Genomic DNA, 18,727 nt, shown 5'->3' on the forward strand with positions numbered 1-18,727 from the left:
CTCAGCGCTCTCCCTGTAGCCACTCAAGAGCCAGCTCATGCTGTGCATCACCATCGCTAACATAGAGCACGCCATCGCTGATCATGACGCCCCAATCGATGGTACGCCCCATATTGGCGGCCAGCGCATCCAGCTCATCGGAAGGCAGTGCCGCAATGTTCAAATTTTTCAGCCCTGCTACTCCAGGCAACTGCTTGCTGGCCCACACCTTGGTATTGCCGTAGGCCAGCAGGGAGACTTTTTCTGCGCGGCGCGAACACCAGGTCAGACGCTCGGCGTCTGGCTGCCCAACTTCTATCCAGTGCTCGATGCGGTCATCCAGACTTTTGTGCCACAACGCGGCCTCATCCACATCCGACAGACCGCGACCAAACGCCAAGCGCTCCTGATACCAGAGCGCATAAGCCAGAATACGCGTAGCGAGCCGCTGCTCCGTCTCTGAAGGATGGCGCGCCATCGTCATGCGCACATTTTCGTAGACGCCCAGGTCGGTATCGGTGATGTTCAGTTGAACCTTGTAGGGAGTAGCCTGCAGCGCCATGAGAAATGCATCCTGATGAAAAATAGGCAGGCATTGTAACTGATCGTGTTGGCCAGAACCGAGGCCGGCAGCAATTCGATATCCGCCGCAACCTGGACTGCGATGAATAAAGGCAGCGCGCCTCCTCGCCTTTGGCTTGTGCTATCGACTGTTCTGACTATGCGCCAGAACCCACGACCTACCTAGCTACCAGAGGAGTCGCGCCGCATCAGCGAGGGCACCAGGTGCAGGATGACGAACGCCATTACTGCTGCCAGAAGTGCGGTTGCCTCGTGCCCCAAACCGATAGTGACGCCAATGGCGGCGGTCAGCCAGACACCTGCGGCAGTAGTCAAACCCTTGACCTCGTCATTACGGTTACTTTTGAGGATAGTGCCCGCGCCAAGGAAGCCGACGCCCGCAACAACGCCCTGAATAACCCGGCTCATCGCATCGTCCATCGCCCCTGCCATATCCGGCACCAGAACAAAGAGCGCAGCGCCGAGCGACACCAGCATGTGCGTGCGCACCCCCGCCTCCTTGCCTTGCTGCTCACGCTCCATACCCAATAAGCCGCCCAGCAGAACCGCCAACACCAATCGAAGCGTCACGCGCGTACCCTGCTCTACGTCGGATAAATCAGAAAACTCGTGCAGTAAGGTACGACCTATCACATTAAGGGTTTCCTGCTCCCAGATCATATCGCCTCCCTGTCGCTGGCCATGGCAATTGCATTATCGATGCTATTCGGAGTCAAAAGCGTATCCAAGGTTCAGCGCTGGAAGAATTCATGCCAAAACGCCAGTATTGACCTGCAACCCGCAGCATCATGGTTATACTGGCCTAATGAATATCAAACGAGGCCCACGATGAGCCTGCTTTCAATCTTTATCTGCCTATTGCTAACGCTGATGGCGGCCATACTTGTACTGAGCACCCGACAGAAAATGCGGCGCTTTCGAGCCATATTGGACCTGTCACCCAACGGCATCCTCATATTGGACCGCAAGCGCCGCATAAGCTGGCATAACAATTCCGCATCCAAGCTACTGCAATGCCCCTCTCATCTACTCAATGGCACCCCGGTCAGTCGCTGGCTGCCGATGATGGAAACGCTACCGGTAAAGCTGCAGCGCCTGGAAACAGTGGCGCTAAACAACGAAATGACCAAGCATCAATTAAACGTTACCCGTCTGCACGACGTCGATAGGCGCACTCCTGTCCTGTTGATTCACCCGAACGAACCCGCCAGCGCCAGCCACGAAGCAATGGAGCGATTAAAACGTAGCCAGTATTTCGCCCAAATAGGCACATGGGACTGGGACATAGGAACCGATCAACTCTACTGGTCCGAAGCTATCTACGGCATGTTTGGCTATCAGCCAGGAGAAATCACTCCGTCCTACCAGCTATTTTGCGATAGCGTCCATCCGGATGATCGGGAGCAGGTTCGGGCCAGCGAGATGGTCTGTATCGAGACGGGCGCTACACATGATGAGGAGTACCGCGTGGTTTGGCCCGACGGTAGCGTCCACTGGGTACGGGAAACCGGTAACGTGGTAAAAGATGAGCAAGGACGACCGTTCAAGATGATGGGCGTGGTCCGCGACATCACCGAAGACAAACGCTCAACCCAAGCGCTCGAGCAGCTAGCGCATCATGACCCGTTGACCGGCCTGCCCAACAGACTGATGCTGGAACAACGACTCAATGAAGCTCTTTTCGTTGCACGCAACCAAAAAACGCGCGTGGCGCTGGTGTTCATCGATCTTAATAATTTCAAACACATCAATGACAAACATGGGCACGCGATCGGTGACGAGCTACTGATAGAGGTCGCTGGCCGCCTACGCAAAGGCCTTAGAAGCAGCGACATGGTCGCGCGCCTGGGCGGCGACGAATTTGTGATACTGATGGAAGGATTGGCACCCGAGCTGCGATTAACCGAAGAAGCTCACAATCTGTGCGAAAAGATCTTTGCCGAGCTGGCACCACCATTAACGCTAAATGGCTGGCAGCATCGTATCGGCGCCAGCCTGGGGGTCGCGGTCTTCCCGGATCACGCCGTAACCATGGACAAGCTGATCCATGCCGCCGATCTGGCCATGTATGCGGCCAAACGCAGCGGCAACAACCAGTATCGAATCGGCGGCGACCTCACCACCCATGCGCACAATCTAAGCCAGCGTTAATCAGCGTTTACGCAAACGTCCGATCAAGGTAATAACGGACAAAATAACCACCCCCGCAACCACCCCCAGCCCAGAATTGATCAGTGTCGGCAATAGCCCGCCAAGTACGGTACCCACGAAAGGCAGCTCGCCTGCAATGCCTGCGCTGTTTTCAATCCAATGGTGCAACACACCGACACCGTGGGTAAGAATGCCACCGCCCACCATAAACATGGCTGCAGTACCTACGACCGAAAGCGTGCGCATCAACCAGGGTGCAAACCATAGAATACCCGCGCCCAGTTTCTGCGCCGCTTCGCTGGTTCGCTGAGCTAACGCCAGGCCAGCGTCATCCAGTTTCACGATACCCGCAACCAATCCGTAGACACCGGCGGTCATAACCAGTGCAATGCCCGACACCACAATCACCTGCTGCAAAAACTCAGCGTCAGCCACAGTACCCAGGGTAATAGCGATAATTTCTGCAGACAGAATGAGATCGGTACGCACCGCCCCTTTAATCTTTTCTTTTTCTCTGGCGACGATATCAGCAGGATCGCTGGATAGATTTTTGACTGTCTCTGCATGCTCCGCTTTGGTGTCATGCAGAAAACGATGCGCGAGCTTTTCCGCCCCCTCGTAGCAAAGAAAGGCACCACCCAGCATCAGCACAGGGGTGATCAGCCATGGCGCCACGGCACTGATCAGCAATGCCGCCGGCACCAAAATAAATTTGTTGCGGAAGGAGCCTTTGGCAACCGCCCAGACCACCGGCAGCTCTCGATCAGCCTTGACTCCGGTGACCTGCTGCGCGTTCAACGCCAGATCATCACCCAGTACGCCAGCGGTCTTTTTTGCGGCCACTTTGGTCATCAAGGAAACATCATCGAGCAATGACGCAATATCATCAATCAGTACGAGCAAACTGGTGGCCAAGGTGGCACTCCTTGTTCATGGCAATACAGAGGCTGGTAATTAACGGCAGTATGCGTATTTTTCTTTGTCGCTGCACCCAAGCCTCGCCTGAGCACCGCAGACCAATACGCTAACCGCAAGCAGCGGCCCGGTCCAGCGCAGGAATATCAGTGATATGACAGCACCCGGCCAGATTCGCTCCCCACGAATAACACCCCAACTCGGCCCGCTTTCTTGGGCTAGCCGCAATCGCCTACACTGTGCAACCAGAACAAAACTCATGAGGAGAGTGCATGAACGCCGCCAAACCCTTGGCTGGACTCAAGGTTATCGAGTTGGGCACTTTGATTGCCGGCCCTTTTGCTGCGCGCATCTGCGCGGAGTTTGGCGCCGAGGTTATCAAGGTAGAGTCACCCGACGGCGGCGACCCGTTACGTAAATGGCGCAAAGTTTATGAAGGCACTTCACTGTGGTGGTTTGTGCAGGCCCGCAACAAGCAGTCAATCACCCTCAACCTGAAGTCCGAGGACGGTATTCGCATCCTCAAGCAACTGCTGGCTGATGCCGACATACTGATTGAGAACTTCCGCCCCGGCACCCTGGAAAAGCTGGGCCTGAGCTGGGATATCCTGCACGAACTCAACCCGGCGCTGGTCATGGTAAGACTATCTGGCTTCGGCCAAACCGGGCCCTACAAGGATCAACCGGGTTTTGGCGCAGTAGGCGAATCGGTAGGGGGGCTGCGTTACATCACCGGGTTTGAGGATCGCCCACCGGTGCGCACCGGCATTTCCATCGGCGACTCTATTGCAGCGCTCTGGGCTGTCATTGGCGCGCTCATGGCGCTGCGCCACCGGGAGGTTAATCAAGGAAAAGGGCAGGTAGTCGATGTCGCCCTGTACGAAGCTGTATTTGCGATGATGGAAAGCATGGTGCCGGAGTTTGATGTCATGGGCTTTGTGCGTGAACGCAGTGGCAACATCATGCCTGGCATTACGCCCTCCTCCATTCACACCTGCAACGACGGCAAAGCAGTGCAGATCGGCGCCAATGGCGATGCCATTTTCCAGCGTTTCATGCGCGCTATAGGCCGTGATGACTTAGCCGAGGATGTATCCCTGGCCGACAATGCTGGCCGCGATGAGCGACGTGACGAGTTATATGCATTGATCGACAGCTGGGCAGCGCGACGCACACAAGAGGAGGTACTGGCAGTGCTCAACCGCGCGGAGGTGCCCGCAAGCAAGATCTACTCCGCTGCTGATATGTTCAAAGACCCTCAGTACCTTGCACGCGAGATGTTCCTCAACGCCACCCTACCCGATGGCAAGGCGTTCAAGATGCCGGGCATAGTGCCCAAGTTGACCGAAACGCCAGGCAGCGTGCAGTGGACTGGACCGGCTCTGGGCGAGCACACACACCAGATATTGTCGCAACTGGGTTATTCAAGTAAGGATCTGGAAAGGCTACGTAAAGAGAAAGTAATTTAACAAGAAGCAGTTAAATCGCAGTGCTGAATGAATAGATTACTGACGACACATCACTTGCAGATTTTACACTTACAAAGCGGCCGCGCCACAAAACGCGGCGTGGCAATTTAGCAACTGACCCGGATCAGATGCCTTAAGCGCTTACTTACTAACCAAGCCAGCGTTTAACGAAGCCCCAGGAATGAGAGAATGGCCAGAACAATGACAACGGCACCCACGATATAAATAATTCTATTCATCAGGCTTTCTCCTTTTAGATGAAATAACCGCAATGAGTTTAATCATTGCGGCCTCATCTATTGGACAACCGCTTTAGCAAAAGAGTTTATAAAAGCCCGATTTATAGTCGCTTTTCAGCAACCAGTGCACAAAATGAAATAACCGCACTACCCATCACCCAAAGTCCTGCTTCGCCATCCACGGAATAATCCGCTCAAATGCCTCTTCGATCTTATCCAGCGACGTCGAATAGCTCAGGCGCAGGGCGTTGTTGCAGCTATTACCAAAGGTCTCGCCGGGGATGGTACAAACTCCGGTTTCCTTCAGTAGTCGCAGCGCCACGTTGGTGCCATTGACGCCTTCCGGCAAAGAGGGAAACAGGTAAAAAGCACCCTCTGGCTTATAGCCGGTCAAATGAGGGGTCTGCTCGACCAGCTCCACCAGACGATCACGCCGCCGGGTATATTCCGCCAGCATATGATCGGTAAACTCGCTGCCGCCACGCAGTGCCGCCACCCCTGCCCACTGAAAAGGCGTGTTGGCGACCGTAGTAGTAAACATATGATAGCGCCGCAACTTCTTGATAGCCGCCTGACTAGCGATCAGCCAGCCAATACGCATGCCCGCCATGCTATAGGTCTTGGAAAAACTGCTGACCACCATCACATGATCCAGGTCGCTGCAGCATGAGAGCACCGATGGGTACTCCTTGCCGTCATAGACCAAGTGGTCATAGACCTCATCACTGATAACGTGAATGCCGCGATAGGCCGCCTCTTCGAGAATGGCCTCCAGCGTCTCCTTGGGATACAGAGTACCGGTGGGATTGCTGGGTGAGTTCAGCACAATCGCATGGGTATGCGGCTCGATGGCGTCAATCACCTCTTGCGGGTCAAGCTGATGATTGTTTTCCGCACGCGTCGGAATTTCAGTCACCTCGCCGCCATTCATACGAATCAGGGGCGCGTAAAGCATGAAGGCAGGATCGGGAACAATAAAGTGCCGCCCTGGCGCCGCCACTGCGGTCAGCGCCAAATAAATTGCCTCAGTCGCACCCGTCGTCACCAGAATATTATCGGCCGTCAGTTCACGCTGATAGCGATCTCCGTAATAGGTTGCCAACGAGTCCAGCAACTCCGGCAAACCGGCATCCATGGTGTAACCCGTCTGTCCCGCCTGCAGAGCCTCAACCGCTGCATCCACCACGTTTTTTGGTGCAGGAAGGTCAGGCTGTCCAATCGACAGATGAATCACATCTTCCAGGCTGGAGGCCAGGTTGACCATTTTTCGAATACCCGGGATGGGAATGGTCAGCAGTGCTGGATTCCACATCGGATCTTCAGATTCGTACAGATCTACATCACTTGTTCCAAGTGCCATAACACTCTCCCCGGGTCACGCAGTAAACAGGTCTGGACGACGGTCAGTCAAAGGCGCAGCCTGCTGATAGGCATAGCCAGCCTGCAACACCAAAGCGTCGTTAAAGCGTGCGCCTACCAACTGCAGCCCCATGGGTAAACCTTTGCTATCAAAACCACAGGGTACTGACAGTCCGGGCTGACCCGTCATGTTGAAGGGGTAGGTAAAGGGCGTCCAAGTTGGCCAGCGTGTGCTGGGCCAATCTTCGGGGACCTCACGTCCGGTCTTGAAGGCGGTGATGGGCAGCGTTGGCGTCAGCAGCAAATCGTACTTCTGATGGAATCCAGCCATACGCTCGCGCAGCGCCATCGACTCGTTCACCGCGCCCATGTAATCGAGCATACTCAGACGCGATGCCTTTTCTGCCACCTTGATCAGTTCAGGGTCCATTACCGCACGCTTCTTGGCACCCAGATCACGGATAGCGTTGGCGGCACCGCCATAGAATAGGTGGCCGAAGGCGGCGAGAGGATCGCTGAACCCGGGATCGACCCGCACCACCTCGGCACCAAGCGACTCAAATACCCTGGCGGCCTCAGCCACCGAGGCTTCTACTTCCTTATCTACATCCACATAACCAAGGTTAGGGCTGTAAGCGATTTTCAGGCCCTTTACCCCATCTTTCAGATTGGCCAGATAATCGATATTGCGCCGCGGTACCGCATTAGTATCGCGGTGGTCTGCCTCGCACAGCACGTTCATCATCAGCGCACAATCTTCAACCGTCCAGGTCATCGGACCAGCGTGGGCCAGGGTACCGAATGGGCTGGACGGCCAGTGCGGTACTTCACCAAAGGAAGGCTTCAGACCAACGATGCCGCAGAAAGCAGCGGGAATGCGGATAGAGCCACCGGCATCCGTACCCAAGGCGATCGGCGCCATACCGAGCGCCACCGCCACACCGCTGCCGCCACTGGAACCACCAGAGGTGGTATCCGGATTCCAAGGGTTATTGGTTACCCCTGTGACCGGATTGTCAGTGACGCCTTTCCAGCCCAACTCGGGAGTAGTGGTTTTGCCGATGGGCACATAACCATGACGCGCCAACGCGGCCGTACAAGGCGCAGACTTACCCATGGTACTCTGCGGATCAACGGTATGAGAGCCTTTGATGGTTGGCCACATGGGCGTTAGAAATACGTCCTTGACCGCGACGGGCACACCGTCGAGCAAGCCATTGGCTTCGCCACGCTGATAGCGCTGCTCTGCCTCGCGAGCGAACCCCAAGGAAGTCTCCCGATCAACCAAGCAGAAACCGTTGGTATGTTTATCCACCCGCTCGATCTGATCCAGCATCGCAGTGGCAACCTCGACCGGTGACAACTGCTTATCGGCATAATGTTCCCGAAGTTGTACCGCTGTCATTTTAAGAATGTCCTGGGACATATCCGCCTCCTTAGGTGGAAAACAACCTTATAAAACTGAACACCTGTTCTCCTGACGCTCAGCTTTTTCCTTTATCAACCTGATTGAACAGGGCCTCACTAGACAACCAACGCTCGAGATTAGCCTTGAACTGTTCACCCAGCGCCCGACGCCAGCCGACAAAATCACCCGACATATGCGCCGACATCATCACGTTGGGCATATCCCAAAGTGGGTGATGGGGCGGCAAGGGTTCAGGTTCGAACACATCCAGCGCAGCGCCAGCAATTACCTTCTGTTGCAATGCCCCGACCAAGTCATCAGTGACCACTACCGCGCCACGGCCCACGTTGATCAGCACCGCCTCAGGCTTCATCTGCGCCAGCGTCCGTTGATTGATCAAACCTTCTGTTGTGGGCGTTAGTGGCGCGGTGATCACCACGTAATCTGCGCTTGGCAAGTACTTATGAAGGTCATCGTTGGCTACCACACGTTTGAAGTGCGGGGTCTCACGTGCACTGCGAGCCACACCAGTCACCTCGAGACCTAAGGCGCTGAGCAGCCGTGCAACCTCACCACCGATGGAGCCAGCGCCGATCACCAGTGCCTGTTTACCGCTAATCAGGTCGGTTTCTCGGTGCTGCCACTGATGCGCGCGCTGATACCGCAGATTGCCCAGCGTATCCTTGGCAAAAAGCAGCACCGCGCCCAATACATACTCGGCAATACCCAGATCGAAGACACCGCGCGCATTGGTCAGTAGAAGATCACTCTCAACCAGCGCGGGGAAAAGCAGCGCATCAACCCCGGCACTGGTGGCATGCACCCATTTGATGCTGTGCTGCGCCGGCCAGCAGCTTTCCAGCAGCCCGGTACGAAAATCGGTCACGACCAAGATATCGGTCTTCGGGAGATGCTTACGCAGCTCCGCCTCAGTGCTGACGGTCGTCAGCTCAATCCCGCTGGGTAGTGACTCCAGACCAGGCAAAGGTGGCTCACCGGGCGCAACCAGCACCAGAATGCGAGTCACTCCGCCACCTCCTGCAGTGCCTTGGCGAAACGCGATACGGCGTCGTCAATTTCGCTCTCAGAAACGGTCAGTGGCGGCAGCCAACGCACGATCTGCCCATCGGTACCGCAACGCAAAAGCAGCAGTCCATGGGCCTCAGCTGCGGCGCTCAACTTGGCCGCAATATCCGCCCTAGGGGTGCGGTGGTCGTCGGCAATCTCCATACCCAGCATCAAGCCCTTGCCGCGAATGGTGTCGACAAAGCTATACCCTTGCTGCAGCTCGCTCAATTGACTCAGCAGACGAGCGCCCTGCTTTTCGGCATTGGCTACCAGTTGCTCGTCATCAAACACGACTAGCGTGGCCAGGGCCGCAGCACAGGCAACCGCGTTGGCGCCATAGGTACCGCCTTGCGAGCCAGGCATGCCCTTGTTCATCAGTCCCTCGGACGCAGCAATGGCCGACAGCGGGAAGCCGCTCGCCAGCCCCTTGGCGGTAATCACTACATCGGGCTGCACATCAAAATGATCATGACTCCAGAACTTACCGGTACGGCCATAACCCGCCTGAATTTCATCGCAAATGAACAGAATGCCATGTTTTTTACAGCGCTCGGCCAGCCCCTGCATGAAGGCTTTATTGGCCGGGTAATAGCCAAACTCGCCTTGCACCGGCTCAATGATCATGGCTGCGGTGTCGCTGGGAGCAGACTGGGTTTTCATGATGTGATCAAGCTCTTGCAGGGCAAAGTCGGTGGCCTGCTCTTCTGTCCAGCCATGGCGATAAGCGTGCGGAAAGGGGGCAACAACTACGCCGGCCATCATCGGATGGAAGCCGGTGCGTACTTTGGTACCCGAGGTGGTTAGTGAGGCTGCAGCCATGGTGCGACCATGAAAGCCGCCATCGAAGACAATGATATTGGCGCGGCCAGTGGCGTGACGCGCGAGCCGCAAGGCGGCTTCTACCGCTTCGGAGCCCGAGTTGGTAAAAGCGACCGAGTCAATAGCGCCCGGCATACGCTCGGCCAACCGATCAGACAGATCCAACATGGGCTTGTGGGCAACAGTGGTGTATTGCGCATGAACAATCTTGCCTACCTGCTCACGAGCAGCAGCGACTACTGTGGGGTGGCAGTGACCGGTACTGGTAACGCCAATACCGGAAGTAAAGTCCAGATAGCGTTTACCGTCGACGTCAAACACCCAACTGCCTTCGCCCCGTTCCACACACACCTTACTGGCTTGCTTCAGCAGTGGTGACAAATGACTCATAGCCTGTCTCCTGTCCTTTCAGCGGACGTCGCGCCCGCTTTTGCTCGAAAATAGATAGGCCAGCGACTCGCCAAGCGAGCCCTGACACAGCAGAAGGGGGTTACAGTCCGGCGATGACGCCAGCGGTAACCTCCTGACAAGTTCGCGAAGCACCTGCGGCCGTCACCAGATCCTTGGCAACCGCCATACGCAGGCGCTCTGCAGCTTGTGCGCAACCCACCCAGTCCAACATCATGGCTGTGGTGAGCAACATGGCAGCAGGGTTGGCTTTCCCCTGACCGGCGATATCCGGCGCGCTACCATGAGTGGGTTCAAACAGCGCGGGCATGTCCCGGCTGTCTGGATTGATATTGCATGACGGCGCCAGCCCCAAACCGCCCGAAAGCACAGCGGCCAGATCCGTCAATATGTCTCCATGCAAGTTACTCGCCACCACCACGTCGAACGCCCATGGCGTCTGTACAAACTTCATACAGGCGGCATCAACCAGCTCATGGTGAACGCCTATTTCCGGGAACTCACTAGCCACCTCGGCAAACACCTCGGTGTACATATCGCCCCAGAAAGGCTGTGCATTGCGCTTGGTGATCAGGCAGACCTGTGCACCAGCACTGCCCTTTTCGGCGCAGAAAAACGCGTTACTGCCTTTTGGCCGAGCAGCGAGTCGCTGTTGCGCACGCCGAAAAGCGTGACGAACCAGACGTTCGGTACCATGACGGGTAAACACCTCCAGCTGGGTCGCCACCTCCTGTGCAGTACCCCGGTTAAGGCGACCGCCCTGGTTAACGTACTCCCCCTCACTGTTCTCGCGAATAACCAGCATGTCGACATCAGCAGCGCGTGGATCAGCAAGATATTGCGGTGCACCCGGCAACAACCTGGCAGGGCGCTCGCACGCCCACAGCTGCAAGCCCTTGCGAAAGGTCAGCAGTGGCGCCAGCGAGATACTGTCAGGTAGCAGATAACGCTGGGCATCACTGCTTGGGCCTGGATCGCCCAAGGCACCAAGCAAGAGCGCGTCATAACGCTGCACTTGCTGCAGCGCATCTTCCGGCATCATCTCGCCGTGTTGCTGGTGCCAAGCGGTACTGGGCCACGACAGTGTTTCCCAATCCAGCGGCAGCGGCTCAATCTCGTGTAGCGCCTGCAGCACAGCATCAGCCGCCGCCATGACCTCGTGACCGATGCCGTCACCCGGCATCAGCGCGATTTTCTTGCGTGCAGCCTGCTCAGACATCAGATTATTGTGCCCCCATGCACAGGTATTTGATTTCCATGTACTCTTCGATGCCGTGGCTGGAGCCTTCCCGACCAAGACCGGATTCCTTCACGCCACCAAAGGGAGCTGCAGCGTTGGAGACCGCCCCTTCATTCACACCGATAATGCCGGCCTCGAGCTCATCCGCCACACGCCATACCCGATGAATATTGGTGCTGTAGAAATAAGCGGCCAAGCCATAAGGGGTATCGTTGGCGATCTCCAGCGCTTCCTCTTCGGTATCAAACTTGATCACGGCAGCCAGGGGACCAAAGGTCTCGTCTTCACACAGCTGCATGTCTCGGGTGACGCCGGTAATCAGCACGGGCTCAACGAAGTTACCGTTGTCGCCTTCGGGAACGCCACCCGCCACATGCTTGGCGCCTTTGCTAATCGCGTCCTTGAAGTGATCCTGCACTTTTTTCACCGCCGCGCGGTTGATCAACGCAGACTGCGTCACGCCTTCTGCAAAGCCATCGCCCAGCTTGAGTTTGCCCATGGCCTCGGCCAGTTTCTCGACAAAGCGATCATGAATACCGGCCTGCACGAGGAAGCGGTTAGCGCAGACACAGGTCTGTCCGGTGTTACGGAACTTGCAGATCATCGCGCCTTCTACCGCGCGATCCACATCGGCGTCATCGAATACCAGGAAGGGAGCGTTACCGCCCAGCTCCAGCGAGACTTTCTGGATATGCTCGGCGCATTGCGCCATCAGCTGGCTACCAACGCTGGTCGATCCGGTAAAGCTGAGCTTGCGCACTACAGAGCTGCCGGTCAGCACATCACTGATGACTGAGGCTTTACCTGTCACCACGTTAAACACCCCGGCGGGGATACCCGCCTCGTCCGCCAATTCAGCCAGGGCCAGCGCGGTATAAGGCGTCGCACTGGCGGGCTTGACGATCATTGAGCAGCCCGCAGCCAAAGCCGCGCCTGCTTTGCGAGTAATCATTGCGGCGGGGAAATTCCACGGCGTGATAGCGGCCGTCACGCCAATAGCCTGCTTGGTTACCACAATATGCTGGCCGGGCTTGGCGCCAGGAATGGTTTCGCCGTAAACACGGCGTGCTTCTTCTGCAAACCAGCGAATAAAGGATGCCGCGTAATCAACCTCGCCACGTGACTCAGTCAGGGGCTTGCCTTGCTCAAGCGTCATCAGGCTGGCGATATCTTCTTTATGCTGCAATATCAAATCATTCCAGCGCAGCAGCAGATCGGCTCGCTCCTGCGCTGTCTTTTTACGCCAGACCTTGAACCCGGCATCGGCCTGTTTGATCGCATCCTGCAGCTCCGCTTCGCTCAACACCGGAACTGTCCCCAAAATCTCACCATTGGCGGGGTTATCTACGTCTATGGTTTTGCCATCACTGGCGCCCACCCACTTCCCGCCGACATAACACTGCTGGCGAAACAAACGTGAGGTTTTAAGGCGAGATACCGACATGGACGAACTCCTTGAAACTGTCATTAACAGGGTTCAAATCGCAGACAGACGCGGCATAACGGCGCTGTCAGATTCAAACCCAAGTTGAGCGTAAGAGCGCATTGAGCGAGCTTAATGCCCCACTTACCAAGCGCAAATACAGGTTTAATTCCCCTCCAGACTAGGCAGATTTTTCAGCGGAAGCAAACCGCCGAACGGTAGCGAACGGACGGATAAAAACGCTGTCGCACTTAAGTTGGTCTGCCTTTTGTTTTTTGCTGCTGCCGCTCCAACAAGCGACAAAGCTCCGTTAAAAAGGCCTTGGCGCAGGCTGGCTGGCGGCGTCTCAAGCTGCTGTTTGTTCATCATAGAAGGAGTACTTTAATGCATAAAATCGCCCATACCCTTTCCGCGTTGTTGCTGGGTGGCCTTAGTACACTGGCCATGGCCGAGACACCCGCAGAGACACCCGACGTCTTTTTCATCAGCCCTGCTGATGGGGCGACCGTAACCTCTCCTGTTACCGTGCAGTTCGGCTTGACCGGTATGGGCGTGGCGCCAGCAGGTGTCGAACGCCCTGGAACTGGCCACCACCACCTGTTGATTGATGCAAAGAGTTTGCCGCCGGCAGGACAGCCTATTCCGGCCGACGAGCATCACAAACACTTTGGCGGCGGACAAACACAGGTGAGCCTGGAGCTACCGCCGGGCGAACATACGCTGCAGCTGCTGGTCGGTGATCAAAACCATGTCCCGCTGGAGCCCTCCGTAGTCTCTGAGAAAATCAGCATAACGGTTGAGTAAATAGCGCAATAACCGCTGCGAGCCTGGGACTGTCTTTTTGCTCGGCCCCAGGCTTCAATCGGGTCACCTTTGCGGCCTGCGGCTAAATCGTTCCCGCACACTGACAAGACAGCCAACCCCTCTTCCTCGCTTTGCTGCTCACATAAGCTGGCCATACCTGCCCAGTCGACTCCTCCAGACACACTGTGACGTGACTGGCATTGCCAGCAGTAAACGTACCCTGCTGGGAACTGTAGCTCTGTTTAGCGGCCTAAACCGGCAGATGCTCGTAACCAGCCGGTTAAAACCCACACGGCTAATAACCCTATTCGCAAGGAGCTAGATAATGACCAAAGGGATTTCACTGTTAGCCGGTGTGATCGGCTTATGGCTACCCCTTCATGCCAGCGCGGAAAACTTCAACTTTGCGGACGTCGTCGAGAAGGCAAAGACCCTCGCCGAGTCGCCCTATGAGGCACCCAAACCAGTTCCCAAGTTTTTACAGGAACTCAGCTTTGATGATTATCAGGGCATTCGCTTCAAGCCGGAAAACAGCCTCTGGCACGAAAGCAACTCAGCCTTTCAGGTTATGCCGGTCCCGCCAGGGCTGTTTTACAAACACCCGGTACAAGTGCACATCATCGATGCGCAAGGCGTGCACCCGCTGAAATTTGAAAAGAGCCAGTTCAGCTACCCCAACACCGAGGTAGAGCGTTTGGTGCCTGCTGACTTGGGCTACGCCGGTTTTAAACTGACCTTCCCACTCAAACACGATGGCGCACAAAATCAATTTCTGGTGTTTGCCGGCGCCAGCTACTTCCGTGCGGTCGGACGGGATAATAACTTCGGCATTTCCGGCCGTGGCCTGGCGGTCAATACCGGGCTGCCGGGTGGCGAGGAATTCCCTGATTTTGTTGAGTTCTGGCTGGAGCGCCCAAGACCAGACGCCGACAGCCTGACGTTTTACGGCCTGCTGAATGGCGAAAGCCTGGCGGGCGCCTATCGCTTTACCGTCGTCCCCGGTGACGAGACAGCGCTACAGGTGCAATCCGTACTATTCCCGCGCAAATCTGTGGAGCTAATGGGCATAGCATCGCTCACCAGCATGTTCTATTACGGCGAAAACACCCTTCGTCCAGCGGGCGAATGGCGGCCGCAGGTACACGATTCTGATGGGTTGCTGATCCACGACTCACCCTCTGACGAATGGATGTGGCGGCCATTGCGCAACCCGGAAGCGCTCAGCATGGATTACTTCGCCACCGAAAACGTACGCGGATTCGGACTACTGCAACGCGACACCGACTTCCATAACTTCATGGACCTCGAAGCGCGCTATGACGGCCGACCCAGTGCCTGGGTGGAACCTGATGGCGACTGGGGCAAAGGCAATGTGGTGCTGGTGCAGATCCCCACTCCAGACGAAACCAACGACAACATCGTTGCCTTCTGGAAACCCGAGGCTGAAGTAGCCCAAGGGCAATCGCTGAAATACGACTACACCGTACACTTTGGTGGCCCGGACATCGCCGACTCCCCCCTTGGCCGCACACAGGAAAGCTTCCTCGGTGACGGTATGCGCATTGGTGGCGGCAATGAAAAAGGGGCAGTACGCCTGATAATCGACTTCGCTGGCGGGCCGCTAGACCAACTAAAAGCAGATTCCCCGGTACTGGGCGAGGTCAGCATGCTGCAAGAGGGCGAGCTTATCGAGCAGTTTGTCGAGTATGTAGAGCCGCTCAATCGCTGGAGGCTGTCGATTCTTGCCCGCCCCGGCGATGATCGCCCGCTGAGCTTGCGCGCCTTCCTCCGGGACGAGGAGCAAACACTGACGGAAACCTGGCAGTACGAACTACCTGCCAATAACCACCTGCTCGGCCGAGGCAAATAAGCTCGTGTCCCCATCACAGCCTGTCAGCGAGATCCTGCTGCAACGTATTCTGGCCTACTGGGCATGGAGTGGTGTCACTATTGATGAAGCTGCGCAAGTGAGCGCGTTGGCCATTACCACTCGCCTGATGTGTGAGCCCGATGAGCACCGTCTGGCGCTCAGCCTGCAGATGCTGCAGGCTGAATTGCCTGTGCATCAGCCGCTGCCAGCAGCCTCACCACCGCTGCAACGTGGCAGCATGCGTTACGGTGACTATTGATGAATTCCCCTGAGACGCTGCCGGCAACAATGAGCACACCTCAGCGCCCACGCTGGCGCCTGGCCGCCACAGCGCGTCGCGGCCTGCTTGCCCTGGTGGTGTTAGTGCAAACCCTGACTGCCACCTATTTCATGCTGTCGGTGCTGCCCTATCATGGCGGCAACCTGGTGGAAGCTGGGATGGCAACGTTATTTGCGCTGCTGTTTGCCTGGATCAGCGTCGGTTTCTGGATTGGACTGACAGGCTTTGTGCTGCGCCGCCTGGGCGGCGACCCACGCAGTTTGCTACGCCAACAGGATGCGGCCACACTAGCCTCGACCCCGCTGGCGCGCACTGCCGTGGTCATGCCGATCTATCACGAGCCCGTTGGTCGCAGCCTGCAAGGGTTGAAAAGTGTCATCCTCACATTGCAGCGCAGCGGCACACTGGCGAATTTTGACTTCTTCATTCTCTCTGACAGCCGTGATCCTGATGTTTGGCTGGCCGAACAGGCAGCCTGGGACAGCTTGCGCAACGAACTGGGCCTGCAAAATCAGCTGTTCTACCGCCGCCGCCCCCTCAATCTGAACTATAAAAGCGGCAACATTGCCGACTTTCTGCGCCGCTGGGGTCCCACTTACGAATACATGATAGTGCTCGATGCCGACAGCCTTATGGGTGGCGACAACCTGGTCCGCATGGTGCAATTGATGCAGCGCCATCCCCAGGTGGGCATCCTGCAATCCAGCCCCAGCCTGATCAACGGCCGCTCGCTCTTTTCGCGCTTACAGCAGTTTTCCAACCAGTTATACGGGCCACTCTTTACTACGGGGTTAGCCGCGATTCAGCTGGGTCATGCTGCATTCTGGGGCCATAACGCTATTTTGCGTATCAAGCCATTCATGCAGCATTGTGGCCTGCGCAAGCTACCCGGCTGGGGACTCTTCAAAGGGCCTGTACTGAGTCACGACTTTGCGGAAGCAGCCTACATGGGCCGCGCCGGGCTCGAAGTCTGGCTAGAACCCGATCTAACCCAAAGCTATGAAGAGTCGCCACCGACCCTGTCGGACGAGCTCACACGCGATCGCCGCTGGGCCAAAGGTAACCTGCAGCACCTGTGGCTAATGCTCTTCAGCCGAAGGCTGAAACTGGCCCATCGCATGGCCTTTCTCAATGGCATCATGGGATATGTTGCATCGCCCTTGTGGTTCAGCTTTCTGGTGCTCACTACCATTGAAGTCGCACGCCTTATCCTCTGGCCAATCAATTATTTTCCTGAGCAAAATCAACTATTTCCACTGTGGCCAGAGTGGCATCCGCAGCGTGCAGTATGGATGGTAAGCATCACCCTGACGCTGCTTTTTCTGCCCAAGTTTCTGGCCATTATCGACGTACTCCTGCGCGGTCGCAGGCACGACTTTGGCGGCGCTATACGCCTGTTCGGCAGTGTTTTGCTGGAAATGCTGATCTCAGCCTTGCTCGCGCCTATCCGCATGCTGTCGCACTGCCGATACGTGCTGGAAGCCCTGTTCAACGTCAATTTGCGCTGGGCCGGGCAAAACCGTAGTGGCGAAACCAGCTGGCTGGCCGCCATACTGAATCAGGGTATCGGCAGTCTGTTAGCGCTTTGCTGGGCCAGTTTTGCCTGGTGGCTCGATCCCATGTTTTTCCTCTGGTCCTTACCGGTAGCACTACCGCTGGTACTGGCCGCGCCTATCTTTGTTCTGCTAAGCAAAGTCGGTTGGGGCGAAGTGCTGATGCGCCACCGCTGGCTACAAATCCCGGAGGAAGCCCGTGGCTCGCGCCTGCTGGACGATCTTGAGGCACCCAGCCAGTTACTGGAAATCGCGCAGCAACCCGCGTTTTCTGAGGCGCTTATTCACCCTTATACCAATCGACTTCAGGTGCAGCTGGCTCATGCGCCGCGTGCAAAGCGCCAGCAAAGCGAGTTGCAGCAGCTCGCTCTACGTTGTCTGCGCGAAGGTCCTCAAGCCCTTTCGCGGGCGGAACGCAACCTGATCGCTGGCGATGCCACAACACTTCAGTGGCTGCACTCGCAGATCTGGCAAGCGCCGCCGAGTAGCGTCTGGGGCCGCTTACTCCAGCACCGTATCGGTGATAACCACGGCTAGTACAGCATGTGGGCGACACCCAGCTATAGCCATTGCCAATTAAAAACCGCCTTGCCTATAATAATTATTCATCGCGGTGACAAACCGTGATGCGCCCTTGACTGTTCTAGCGCAACTGAGGGTGAGCTAGCTATTATTGGCAAGGAGCGAGAAGAAATCTCGCTTAATCGAGCAACCTGAAGGGGATTCGGGGCAACGCGCCCAGACTGCCAAGGAGATAGAAATGATAAAGAAGATGTTGGCGCTTTTAGTATTCACCTGCCTGTTCAGTACCACCGCTGCTGCCTTCAACGGCTATGTTGAAGTAACCAACAACACCGGCTACGACATTCACTACCTGTACGTCAGCCCCGCCCATGCCAGCGACTGGGAAGAAGATGTACTGGACCAGGACATACTGCCGAACGGCCACACGGTGCGCGTCAGCGTGCGCAAGGCAAAAGGCTCGGTTTACGATATTAGAGCGGAAGATGAAGACGGCGACACCTATACCCTGTGGGACGTAGATATCGCCAGACGTGACGTCACTTTCACCCTGGACGATATCGACTAAGAAGCCGAACTACCGGGCACGTCAGCGTGCTCGGTAGTCTGCCACCTTGAATCAAAAGCAGATTATGACA

Annotated in this window: 17 protein-coding genes; 7 read left to right on the forward strand and 10 right to left on the reverse strand. The window is 56.5% G+C overall.

Features of this window, described 5'->3' with window-relative positions; translation table 11 throughout:
- Position 1: 1 nt before the first annotated feature.
- Positions 2-541 carry a YaeQ family protein gene (locus H4J77_RS02710; protein WP_182246913.1) on the reverse strand — a complete coding sequence of 180 codons (540 nt, stop codon included), beginning with the start codon at positions 539-541 and terminating at the stop codon, positions 2-4.
- Positions 542-723: 182 nt separating this feature from the next.
- A complete protein-coding gene (locus H4J77_RS02715) occupies positions 724-1,221 on the reverse strand; it encodes an MgtC/SapB family protein (RefSeq protein WP_123888592.1) in 498 nt (165 codons plus the stop codon).
- A 168-nt stretch (positions 1,222-1,389) separates the two neighbouring features.
- Here H4J77_RS02715 and H4J77_RS02720 point away from each other — a divergent pair, with 168 nt between their 5' ends.
- Positions 1,390-2,712 (forward strand): diguanylate cyclase domain-containing protein, encoded by a 1,323-nt coding sequence (locus tag H4J77_RS02720; protein ID WP_182246915.1) that lies wholly within the window; start codon positions 1,390-1,392, stop codon positions 2,710-2,712.
- On the opposite strand, the gene H4J77_RS02725 is transcribed toward H4J77_RS02720, so the two are convergent.
- Positions 2,713-3,627 (reverse strand): DUF808 domain-containing protein, encoded by a 915-nt coding sequence (locus tag H4J77_RS02725; RefSeq protein ID WP_123888590.1) that lies wholly within the window; start codon positions 3,625-3,627, stop codon positions 2,713-2,715.
- A 272-nt stretch (positions 3,628-3,899) separates the two neighbouring features.
- Between H4J77_RS02725 and H4J77_RS02730 the strand changes: the two genes are divergently transcribed.
- Positions 3,900-5,096, forward strand: coding sequence for a CaiB/BaiF CoA-transferase family protein (locus H4J77_RS02730; protein ID WP_123888589.1), 1,197 nt, complete (start codon positions 3,900-3,902; stop codon positions 5,094-5,096).
- 393 nt (positions 5,097-5,489) lie between these two features.
- Here H4J77_RS02730 and H4J77_RS02735 read toward each other — a convergent pair whose 3' ends face one another.
- The 7 genes from H4J77_RS02735 to H4J77_RS02765 all read right to left on the reverse strand — a co-directional run bounded on the left by H4J77_RS02735 (position 5,490) and on the right by H4J77_RS02765 (position 13,429).
- Positions 5,490-6,695 carry a pyridoxal phosphate-dependent aminotransferase gene (locus H4J77_RS02735; protein ID WP_123888587.1) on the reverse strand — a complete coding sequence of 402 codons (1,206 nt, stop codon included), beginning with the start codon at positions 6,693-6,695 and terminating at the stop codon, positions 5,490-5,492.
- 15 nt (positions 6,696-6,710) lie between these two features.
- Positions 6,711-8,120 carry an amidase gene (locus tag H4J77_RS02740; protein ID WP_123888586.1) on the reverse strand — a complete coding sequence of 470 codons (1,410 nt, stop codon included), beginning with the start codon at positions 8,118-8,120 and terminating at the stop codon, positions 6,711-6,713.
- A gap of 58 nt (positions 8,121-8,178) precedes the next feature.
- Entirely contained in the window at positions 8,179-9,129 is a 951-nt protein-coding gene (locus H4J77_RS02745) for a D-2-hydroxyacid dehydrogenase (protein ID WP_182246916.1), read from the reverse strand.
- Positions 9,126-10,379, reverse strand: a complete 1,254-nt coding sequence (locus H4J77_RS02750) for an aspartate aminotransferase family protein (RefSeq protein ID WP_182246917.1) — start codon at positions 10,377-10,379, stop codon at positions 9,126-9,128. The genes H4J77_RS02745 and H4J77_RS02750 overlap by 4 nt, the downstream gene beginning before the upstream one ends.
- A gap of 100 nt (positions 10,380-10,479) precedes the next feature.
- Positions 10,480-11,616 (reverse strand): isocitrate/isopropylmalate dehydrogenase family protein, encoded by a 1,137-nt coding sequence (locus H4J77_RS02755; RefSeq protein WP_182246918.1) that lies wholly within the window; start codon positions 11,614-11,616, stop codon positions 10,480-10,482.
- 4 nt (positions 11,617-11,620) lie between these two features.
- On the reverse strand, positions 11,621-13,081 hold the full coding sequence (locus H4J77_RS02760) for an NAD-dependent succinate-semialdehyde dehydrogenase (protein ID WP_182246919.1): 1,461 nt from the start codon (positions 13,079-13,081) through the stop codon (positions 11,621-11,623).
- Positions 13,082-13,225: 144 nt separating this feature from the next.
- Complete coding sequence (locus tag H4J77_RS02765) at positions 13,226-13,429, reverse strand: hypothetical protein (protein WP_182246920.1); 204 nt, start codon at positions 13,427-13,429, stop codon at positions 13,226-13,228.
- 15 nt (positions 13,430-13,444) lie between these two features.
- On the opposite strand from H4J77_RS02765, the gene H4J77_RS02770 reads away from it, so the two are divergent.
- From H4J77_RS02770 to H4J77_RS02790, 5 genes are all read left to right on the forward strand, one after another.
- Positions 13,445-13,864: a DUF4399 domain-containing protein gene (locus H4J77_RS02770; RefSeq protein ID WP_177412299.1), complete on the forward strand. Its 420-nt coding sequence runs from the start codon at positions 13,445-13,447 to the stop codon at positions 13,862-13,864.
- Between the two features lie 325 nt (positions 13,865-14,189).
- Positions 14,190-15,734: a glucan biosynthesis protein G gene (locus tag H4J77_RS02775; RefSeq protein WP_182246922.1), complete on the forward strand. Its 1,545-nt coding sequence runs from the start codon at positions 14,190-14,192 to the stop codon at positions 15,732-15,734.
- 4 nt (positions 15,735-15,738) lie between these two features.
- Positions 15,739-15,993 (forward strand): hypothetical protein, encoded by a 255-nt coding sequence (locus H4J77_RS02780; protein WP_182246924.1) that lies wholly within the window; start codon positions 15,739-15,741, stop codon positions 15,991-15,993.
- Positions 15,993-18,104, forward strand: a complete 2,112-nt coding sequence (gene mdoH / locus H4J77_RS02785) for a glucans biosynthesis glucosyltransferase MdoH (protein ID WP_220469225.1) — start codon at positions 15,993-15,995, stop codon at positions 18,102-18,104. The genes H4J77_RS02780 and mdoH overlap by 1 nt, the downstream gene beginning before the upstream one ends.
- A 223-nt stretch (positions 18,105-18,327) precedes the next feature.
- On the forward strand, positions 18,328-18,657 hold the full coding sequence (locus tag H4J77_RS02790; protein WP_218565711.1) for a hypothetical protein: 330 nt from the start codon (positions 18,328-18,330) through the stop codon (positions 18,655-18,657).
- Positions 18,658-18,727 lie beyond the last annotated feature (70 nt).

This window comes from Pseudomonas sp. 5Ae-yellow (genome assembly GCF_014077575.1).
Taxonomy (GTDB): Bacteria; Pseudomonadota; Gammaproteobacteria; order Pseudomonadales; family Pseudomonadaceae; genus Halopseudomonas; species Halopseudomonas neustonica.